Source organism: Pantoea sp. CTOTU50773 (genome assembly GCF_032082325.1).
GTDB classification, from domain to species: Bacteria; Pseudomonadota; Gammaproteobacteria; order Enterobacterales; family Enterobacteriaceae; genus Pantoea; species Pantoea communis.
In genome coordinates, this window is sequence record NZ_DAMDQC010000011.1 from 43,308 (window position 1) to 52,436 (window position 9,129).

Annotated in this window: 9 protein-coding genes; 8 read left to right on the forward strand and 1 reads right to left on the reverse strand. The window is 55.0% G+C overall.

Features of this window, described 5'->3' with window-relative positions:
- Positions 1 to 146: 146 nt before the first annotated feature.
- Complete coding sequence (gene panM / locus RT340_RS03270) at positions 147 to 533, reverse strand: aspartate 1-decarboxylase autocleavage activator PanM (protein WP_097118923.1); 387 nt, start codon at positions 531 to 533, stop codon at positions 147 to 149.
- A 404-nt stretch (positions 534 to 937) separates the two neighbouring features.
- Between panM and RT340_RS03275 the strand changes: the two genes are divergently transcribed.
- The 8 genes from RT340_RS03275 to ugpE all read left to right on the forward strand — a co-directional run.
- On the forward strand, positions 938 to 2,065 hold the full coding sequence (locus tag RT340_RS03275; protein WP_045815772.1) for a branched-chain amino acid ABC transporter substrate-binding protein: 1,128 nt from the start codon (positions 938 to 940) through the stop codon (positions 2,063 to 2,065).
- A gap of 157 nt (positions 2,066 to 2,222) precedes the next feature.
- Positions 2,223 to 3,149: a high-affinity branched-chain amino acid ABC transporter permease LivH gene (gene livH / locus RT340_RS03280; protein ID WP_034827036.1), complete on the forward strand. Its 927-nt coding sequence runs from the start codon at positions 2,223 to 2,225 to the stop codon at positions 3,147 to 3,149.
- Positions 3,146 to 4,417, forward strand: coding sequence for a high-affinity branched-chain amino acid ABC transporter permease LivM (locus RT340_RS03285; RefSeq protein ID WP_313374066.1), 1,272 nt, complete (start codon positions 3,146 to 3,148; stop codon positions 4,415 to 4,417). Before livH ends, RT340_RS03285 begins: the two co-directional genes overlap by 4 nt.
- The gene (livG, locus tag RT340_RS03290) at positions 4,414 to 5,181 is read left to right on the forward strand and encodes a high-affinity branched-chain amino acid ABC transporter ATP-binding protein LivG (protein ID WP_034827032.1); all 768 of its coding nucleotides are present in this window, start codon (positions 4,414 to 4,416) and stop codon (positions 5,179 to 5,181) included. Before RT340_RS03285 ends, livG begins: the two co-directional genes overlap by 4 nt.
- A gap of 1 nt (position 5,182) precedes the next feature.
- On the forward strand, positions 5,183 to 5,896 hold the full coding sequence (livF, locus tag RT340_RS03295) for a high-affinity branched-chain amino acid ABC transporter ATP-binding protein LivF (RefSeq protein WP_034827030.1): 714 nt from the start codon (positions 5,183 to 5,185) through the stop codon (positions 5,894 to 5,896).
- 328 nt (positions 5,897 to 6,224) lie between these two features.
- Complete coding sequence (gene ugpB / locus RT340_RS03300; protein ID WP_034827028.1) at positions 6,225 to 7,541, forward strand: sn-glycerol-3-phosphate ABC transporter substrate-binding protein UgpB; 1,317 nt, start codon at positions 6,225 to 6,227, stop codon at positions 7,539 to 7,541.
- Positions 7,542 to 7,602: 61 nt separating this feature from the next.
- A complete protein-coding gene (gene ugpA / locus RT340_RS03305; RefSeq protein ID WP_313374069.1) occupies positions 7,603 to 8,490 on the forward strand; it encodes a sn-glycerol-3-phosphate ABC transporter permease UgpA in 888 nt (295 codons plus the stop codon).
- On the forward strand, positions 8,487 to 9,129 hold a 643-nt coding region (gene ugpE / locus RT340_RS03310), incomplete at its 3' end, for a sn-glycerol-3-phosphate ABC transporter permease UgpE (RefSeq protein WP_313374071.1). The genes ugpA and ugpE, both read left to right, overlap by 4 nt.

A 9,129-nucleotide genomic window follows, 5' to 3' on the forward strand; every position in this document is an offset into this window, starting at 1 on the left:
AACCATCGGGTGAAAAACGGGGCGACTTTATAGTCGCCCTTTTTATTTGCCCGCAGTCCGTAGCCGCGCAATGTATTGCGCATCAGTCACCAACCCTGGCGCTTCAGGACAGCGCGATAAATCGCGCCGTTACGTGTCCGCAATAATTAGCGCACCCAGCCATCGGCCTGCGCGCGAAAACCACAGGCCTGCATAAAGGCCGCGCGCACACTCTGATCGTCGTCGCCGTCATCGGCTACCCACCAATCTGCCAGCGCGCTATTCTGCGCGATAGTCTCTTCCAGCAAATATTGCCCGACTCCACGGCGGCGCGTCACTTCGCGCACGGTGAGGTGTGAAATCTTCCCCTGCGTGCCACAAATCTCCAGCTGCAACCCGCCCAACAGACGATCGTTAAACCTTGCCGCATACAAGCGCTGCGTCTCGCTTAATGCAGCCTCAAGTTGCGAAATATCGATCTGCGACCAGACTTTAGCTAAATCCAACCGATCCTGCGGCGTGAGTGCGGTGATTCGCTGAATAGTGAGCTTCATTACCCTTACCTGTACTGCCAGAAAGGCCATAGTGTAGCGAATTTAGACAGTCAGCGTGCTGTCACTTTTTTGCGATGAAAATAGGTCAAATGCCAGCCACTTTGCCAGGATTGTGGAGGAAGCCATCAATGTTAGCTGAAAAAGCCAGCATAACGCGCTGGCATTTTGGCTAAAAACCGGCCATAAAAACCAGATGATTCTGCTGTGCAACGCGACTAATACTGAATATGTCAGTTGATTTACAGAAGAAAGTTCCTGTTTAATAACCTGAAAAATAAAGCCTTATTACCAATAAATGCCAGAAAAGAGCGCTAACTCATTATTCTTGAATCAGTTTTCCTCTTTGACTGGCAGAAAATAAACCAAACACAACGACACACGACACAACAGATGGGGAAGTTCGCATGAAAATGAGTAAAGGACGCGCATTACTGGCGGGTTGCGTTGCGCTGGCGCTGAGCCACGCGGCACTGGCGAAAGATATCAAGATTGCCATCGTTGGCGCAGCAACTGGTCCGGTTGCACAATACGGTGATATGCAGTTCACCGGTGCAGCGCAAGCCATTAAGGACATCAACGCCAAAGGTGGCGTGAACGGTGACAAACTGGTTGGCGTGGAATATGACGACGCCTGTGACCCGAAACAAGCGGTTGCAGTGGCCAACAAAGTGGTTAACGACGGCATCAAGTATGTGATCGGCCACCTGTGCTCCTCTTCTACTCAGCCTGCTTCCGACATCTATAACGATGAAGGCATTCTGATGATCACCCCAGCGGCAACCGCACCAGAGCTGACCGCGCGTGGCTATGCGGATGTGCTGCGTACTACCGGTCTGGATTCCGATCAGGGTCCAACCGCTGCAACTTACATTCTCAATGAGATCAAACCAAAACGTATCGCTGTGGTGCATGACAAGCAGCAGTACGGTCAGGGACTGGCCGAATCGGTGCAGAAAACCCTGAAAGCCAAAGGCGGCAATGTGGTGCTGTTCGAAGGTATCACCGCGGGCGATAAAGATTTCTCTACGCTGATTGCGCGTCTGAAGAAAGAAAACGTCGATTTCGTTTACTACGGTGGCTACTACCCAGAGCTGGGCCAGATTCTGCGTCAGGCAAAAGCAGCCGGTCTGACTGCTGGCTTCATGGGTCCAGAAGGTGTAGGCAACGCCTCACTGTCTAACATCGCCGGTGATGCATCTGAAGGCCTGTACGTCACCTTGCCGAAACGTTATGACCAGTTGCCAGAGAACAAGGCGATTGTTGAAGCCATCAAAGCCAATACCGCGTCTAACCGTAAAGATCCAACCGGTCCGTTCGTCTGGACCACCTATGCGGCCATTCAGTCGCTGGTGGCCGGTATTGAACGTAGCAAGAGCGCTGAGCCAGATGCCATTGCTAAAAACCTGAAAGAGGGCGCAGCGGTTCCAACGGTGATGGGCAACCTGAACTGGGATCAGAAAGGCGACCTGAAGGGCTTCGAATTTGGTGTCTTCAAATGGCACAAAGACGGTTCCTCTACCGCTGTTAAGTAATTCCCAACCTTAAATAGTTTGGCCCTCTCTTTTGCCGGAGAGGGCTGGGGGAGGGACAGCGCGTACCGTCTTGATGGGATCCCGCGCGCCTGTTCCCTCACCCTAACCCTCTGCCAAAAGGGAGAGGGGATTTTTAGTCCACATGCAGGTCCTCACTATGTCCGAGCAGTTTCTCTATTTCATTCAGCAGATGTTCAACGGGGTCACCCTCGGGAGCACTTACGCGCTGATCGCCATTGGTTACACCATGGTTTACGGCATCATCGGCATGATCAACTTCGCCCATGGCGAGGTGTATATGATCGGCAGCTATGTCTCCTTTATTGTGATTGCCGCCCTGATGATGATGGGCATCGATACCACGTGGCTGATGATCGCCGCCGGTTTTGTGATGGCGGTGATCATCTCCAGCGCTTACGGCTGGAGCATTGAGCGCGTGGCGTACAAACCCGTGCGCTCCTCTAAGCGTTTGATCGCCCTCATCTCGGCTATCGGGATGTCGATCTTCCTGCAGAACTACGTCAGTCTGACGCAAGGTTCGCGCGATCTGGCGTTGCCAAGCCTGATTACCGGCCAGTGGACGCTGGGCGAGAGCAACGGCTTTGCTGCCACGCTCTCCACCATGCAGCTGGTGATTTGGGTCGTGACCTTCCTGTCGATGCTGGCTCTGACGCTGTTTATTCGTTATTCACGTATGGGCCGCGCCTGCCGCGCCTGTGCGGAAGACCTGAAAATGGCCAGTCTGCTGGGGATTAACACTGACCGCGTGATCTCACTGACCTTCATTATTGGTGCGGCGATGGCGGCGGTGGCGGGCGTGCTGCTCGGCCAGTTCTACGGCTCTATTAACCCGTTCATCGGCTTTATGGCCGGGATGAAGGCGTTTACCGCTGCGGTACTGGGCGGCATCGGCAGTATTCCGGGCGCGATGATTGGTGGTCTGGTGCTCGGTATCGCTGAAGCGCTGACCTCGGCGTATCTGTCGACTGAATACAAAGATGTGGTGTCATTCGCACTGCTGATTGTAGTGCTGCTGGTGATGCCTACCGGCATTCTGGGCCGTCCGGAGGTAGAGAAAGTATGAAACGCCTCGGTCTGGTCAACGCCGTGATTTCAACGGTGATGTTACTGATTCTCGCCACCTTCTTTATGGGCGTCCGTCTTGATCTTGATGGCACCAAACTGGTGGTGGCTAACGCTGGCGCGGCGCGCTGGAACTGGATTTTCATCGGCTGTGCGGTGGTTTTTGTCTTCCAGCTGCTGCGCCCGGTGTTCCATGGAAAGTTCAAACGCAGCGGTAAAGGCTTTGTGCTGCCGGGCTTCGATGGTTCGACGCCAAAGCAAAAGCTGGTGATGGCGCTGTTGATTGCTGCTGCGGTGCTGTGGCCGTTTCTGGTGTCGCGCGGCAGTGTCGATATCGCCACATTAACGCTGATCTACGTGATGCTCGGTCTCGGCCTCAACGTGGTGGTCGGCCTGTCTGGTTTGCTGGTGCTGGGCTACGGTGGTTTCTATGCCATCGGCGCTTACACCTTCGCGCTGCTCAATCACTATTACGGTTTTGGTTTCTGGGAAAGCCTGCCGCTGGCGGGGATTGTCGCAGGTGCGTTTGGCCTGATGCTCGGCTTCCCGGTACTGCGCCTGCGCGGTGACTATCTGGCGATTGTGACGCTCGGCTTCGGTGAAATCGTGCGTATTCTGCTGCTCAACAGCACTTCGATCACTGGTGGTCCAAACGGTATTGCGCAGATCCCTAAACCGAGCCTGTTTGGCATTGAGTTTGGGCGTCGCGTCAGTGAAGGCGGCTGGACTACTTTCCATGAGCTAACGGGCCTGCAGTACGATCCTAACCACCGTGTAATCTTCCTCTATCTGGTGGCGCTGCTGCTGGTGGTGCTGACCTTGTTCGTGATTAACCGTTTGCTGCGTATGCCATTGGGTCGCGCGTGGGAAGCGCTGCGTGAAGATGAGATCGCCTGTCGTTCATTGGGACTCAGCCCAACACGCATCAAGCTGACCGCTTTCACCATCAGCGCCGTGTTCGCCGGTTTTGCTGGCACGCTGTTTGCCGCACGTCAGGGTTTTGTTAGCCCGGAATCCTTCACCTTCGTCGAATCAGCCTTTGTGCTGGCGATTGTGGTACTGGGCGGCATGGGTTCGCAGTTTGCGGTGATCCTCGCGGCCGTGCTGCTGGTGGTGTCGCGCGAATTGATGCGTGATCTGAACGAGTACAGCATGCTGGTGTTGGGTGGTTTGATGGTGCTGATGATGATTTGGCGTCCGCAAGGATTGTTGCCGATGAAACGTCCACACCTGAAGTTGAAAAGCAGTAAACAAGGAGAGCAGGCATGAGTCAGCCTTTGTTAGCCGTTGAAGGCTTGATGATGCGCTTTGGCGGGCTGTTGGCCGTCAACAATGTGGCGCTGGAACTGCATCCCCAGGAAATCGTGTCACTGATCGGGCCGAACGGTGCCGGTAAAACCACGGTGTTCAACTGCCTGACCGGTTTTTACAAGCCGACCGGCGGTACCATCAAACTGCGCGATCAGGAGTTGCAGGGCCAGCCAGGCCAGAAGATTGCGCGTATGGGCATCGTGCGTACTTTCCAGCACGTGCGACTGTTCCGTGAGATGACGGTGATTGAAAACCTGCTGGTCGCGCAGCATCAGCATCTGAAAAGTGGCGTGTTCTCCGGCCTGTTCAAAACCCCGGCGTTCCGTCGCGGGGAGAGTGAAGCGCTGGATCGTGCTGCCACCTGGCTGGATCGCATCGGCCTGCTGGAGCTGGCCAATCGCCAGGCGGGCAACCTCGCTTACGGCCAGCAGCGTCGTCTGGAGATTGCGCGCTGCATGGTGACGCGTCCGGAAATCCTGATGCTGGATGAGCCTGCCGCAGGACTTAACCCACGCGAAACCCACGAACTGGACGAACTGATTGCCGAACTGCGCGGTGAGCATAAGGTCTCGGTACTGTTAATCGAACACGATATGAAGCTGGTGATGGGCATTTCTGACCGCATTTATGTGGTGAACCAGGGCACACCGCTGGCTAACGGTACGCCGGAAGAAGTGCGTAACAATCCGGATGTGATCCGTGCTTATTTAGGTGAGGCGTAATATGGCAAACCCAATTTTAACGTTGCAAGGGGTGAGTGCCCATTACGGCCCGATTCAGGCACTGCACAACATCAACCTGCACATCAGTCAGGGTGAAATTGTCACCCTGATTGGGGCTAACGGCGCAGGTAAAACCACGTTGCTCGGCACCCTGTGCGGTGAACCGCGTGCCACCAGTGGCACTATTATCTTCGACGGCAAAGAGATCACTGACTGGCAAACCGCCAAAATCATGCGTGAAGCGATTGCGATTGTGCCGGAAGGCCGCCGCGTGTTTTCCCGGATGACGGTGGAAGAGAACCTGGCGATGGGCGGTTTCTTTGCCACGCGCCAGCAGTATCAGGAGCGCATTGAGCGGGTTTATCAGCTGTTCCCGCGTCTGGCTGAACGTAAAGTGCAGCGCGCGGGCACCATGTCCGGTGGTGAACAGCAGATGCTGGCGATCGGTCGTGCGCTAATGAGTCAGCCGCGTTTGCTGTTACTCGACGAACCTTCTTTAGGTTTAGCACCGATTATTATTCAGCAGATTTTCGATACGATTGAACAGTTGCGTAAAGAGGGCATGACCATTTTCCTGGTGGAGCAAAACGCCAACCAGGCGCTGAAGCTCGCCGATCGCGGCTACGTGCTGGAGAACGGTCATGTGGTGCTGGAAGACAGTGGTGAAGCGTTGCTGTCCAACGAAGCGGTACGCAGCGCTTACCTCGGTGCCTGACCTGGCTTACTTGCCAGCTTGCGGTTGGGCAGTGCTCGCTATCCTCACGTACTACGTGTACGTTCCGGTGGCTGCGCGCTGTCCGCCCGCAATCTGGCTGCGCCGCCGACGGTCTGATAGAAGGTGCGGTCTGACTGCAACGCTGGCGGTCTAAACAGTGGCTCAAGTTTGAGATAACTTGTGCCACTTTAAACTTTCTAATACGCGCAATCTCCGTCACATTCCCGTCATAAACCTGTTATTAATCCGTCATTTCCCCGTGTCATGTTACTTCGCGAACAAAAAAATGCGTGATATCGCGCGTACCTAACAGCACAGGAAAAAACTTATGTCCGCTTTTACGCTTCGTCCCCGCCTGATGAGTGTTTTGCTTGGTCTGGCGCTCAGTGGTAACGCGCTGGCTGCCACTGACATTCCTTTCTGGCACTCAATGGAAGGCGAGTTAGGCAAAGAAGTCGATTCTCTGGCACAACGTTTTAACCAGGCTCACCCAGAATACAAAATCGTACCGACTTACAAAGGTAACTACGAGCAGAGCCTGGCAGCGGGTATCGCTGCTGTGCGTACCGGTAAAGCACCGGCGATTCTGCAGGTTTACGAAGTGGGTACGGCGACCATGATGGCTTCAAAAGCTATCGTGCCTGTGCATGACGTGTTTAAAGACGCGGGCGTGCAGATGGATCCAAAACAGTTCGTGCCAGCGGTTGCAGGTTATTACAGCGACAGCAATGGCCAGCTGATCTCTCAGCCGTTCAACAGCTCAACCCCAGTGCTGTACTACAACAAAGATGCCTTCAAGAAAGCCGGTCTGAACCCAGACCAGCCGCCTAAAACCTGGCAGGAACTGGCAAAAGACGCCGACGCACTGCGTAAAGCGGGCATGACTTGTGGTTACGCCAGCGGCTGGCAGGGTTGGATTCAAATCGAAAACTTCAGCGCCTGGCATGCACTGCCGGTTGCCACCAAAAACAACGGCTTTGACGGTACCGATGCGGTATTGGAATTCAACAAGCCGGTTCAGGTGCGCCACATCCAGATGCTGGAAGACATGAACAAGAAGGGTGATTTCACCTACTTCGGTCGTAAAGATGAATCCACCGCGAAGTTCTATAACGGCGACTGCGGCATCACCACGGCCTCATCCGGTTCACTGGCGGATATCAAGCATTACGCGAAATTCAACTTCGGCGTTGGCATGATGCCTTACGACTCAACTGTGCCTAACGCACCGCAGAACGCCATCATCGGCGGCGCAAGCCTGTGGGTGATGAAAGGCAAAGATGCCGACACCTACAAGGGCGTAGCCGAGTTCATGAAGTTCCTGGCTCAGCCAGAAATCGCCGCAGAATGGCACCAGAAGACCGGTTACCTGCCAATCACCACTGCTGCATATGAGCTGACCAAGCAACAGGGCTTCTATGACAAGAACCCAGGCGCAGACATCGCCACACGTCAGATGCTGAACAAAGATCCACTGCCGTTCACCAAAGGCATGCGTCTGGGCAACATGCCACAGATTCGTACCATTGTGGACGAAGAGCTGGAAGGCGTGTGGACGGGCAAACAGGCGCCACAAGCTGCACTAGATAACGCTGTGAAGCGCGGAAACGAACTGCTGCGTCGTTTTGAACAGCAAGTGAAGTAATTCCGTTGTCTCGGGGCTGGCGCATGGCGTCAGCCCCGATTTCTCTTTTGGCGAGTCTGCTATGTCCTCATCACGCCCTGTTTTTCGCTCCCGTTTTTTGCCCTATTTGCTGGTGGCACCACAACTGGTGATTACCGCTATTTTCTTCCTGTGGCCGGCCGGTGAAGCGCTGTGGTATTCGCTGCAAAGCATCGATCCCTTTGGTATTTCCAGCACCTTCGTCGGGCTGGATAACTTCAAACGCCTGTTCAGCGACAGCTATTACCTCGACTCTTTCTGGACCACCATCGAATTCAGCGCACTGGTTACGGTGTGCGGCATGACCTTCTCGCTGCTGCTGGCGGCTCTGGTCGACTACGTGATGCGTCTGAAAAAACTGTACCAAACGCTATTGCTGCTGCCTTACGCCGTTGCACCGGTGGTCGCTGCCGTGCTGTGGATGTTCCTGTTCAACCCTGGCCTCGGCCTGTTCAGCCATCTGCTGAACCAGATTGGCTATAACTGGAACTACGCGCAAAACAGCGGTCAGGCGATGTTCCTGATCGTGCTGGCATCCATCTGGCAGCAGATGAGCTACAACTTCCTGTTCTTCTTTGCCGCACTGCAGTCGATCCCCAAATCGCTGGTGGAAGCGGCGGCGATAGACGGTGCTGGACCGGTGCGTCGCTTCTTCAATCTGTCACTGCCGCTGATCACCCCGGTGAGTTTCTTCCTGCTGGTGGTCAACCTGGTGTATGCCTTCTTCGACACCTTCCCGGTGATCGATGCCGCGACCGGCGGCGGTCCGGTGCAGGCCACTACCACGCTGATCTACAAAATTTATCGCGAAGGCTTTACCGGTCTGGATCTCTCGTCCTCTGCCGCGCAATCCGTGGTGCTGATGCTGCTGGTGATTGGCCTGACGATCCTGCAATTCCGCTTTAGCGAGCGTAAGGTGCAATACCAATGATTGAGAATCGACGCGGGCTGGACATCTTCAGCCATACCCTGCTGGTGCTCGGTGTCCTGACCATTCTGTTCCCACTGTACGTGGCGATAGTCGCCGCCACGCTGGATAACGAAGCGGTGTATCAGGTGCCGATGACCTTAGTGCCCGGCACACATCTGTGGGACAACATTTCGCGCATCTGGACCCAGGGCGTCAACGGCAGCGGTCCGGCCTTTGGCATGATGATGCTCAACAGCCTGATCATGGCACTCGGCATCACGGTGGGTAAAATCGCGGTGTCGATGCTCTCCGCGTTTGCACTGGTGTGGTTCCGTTTCCCGTTGCGCTCGCTGTTCTTCTGGCTGATCTTCATCACCCTGATGCTGCCGGTGGAAGTGCGTATCTTTCCGACGGTAGAAGTGATTTCAAACCTGCACATGCTCGACAGCTACAGTGGCTTAACCCTGCCGCTCATGGCTTCAGCAACTGCGACCTTCCTGTTCCGCCAGTTCTTTATGTCGTTGCCGGATGAGCTGATTGAAGCGGCGCGCATTGATGGCGCCAGCCCGATGCGCTTCTTCTGGGACATCGTTTTGCCACTGTCCAAAACCAACCTCGCGGCGCTGTTCGTGATCACCTTTATCTACGGCTGGAACCAGT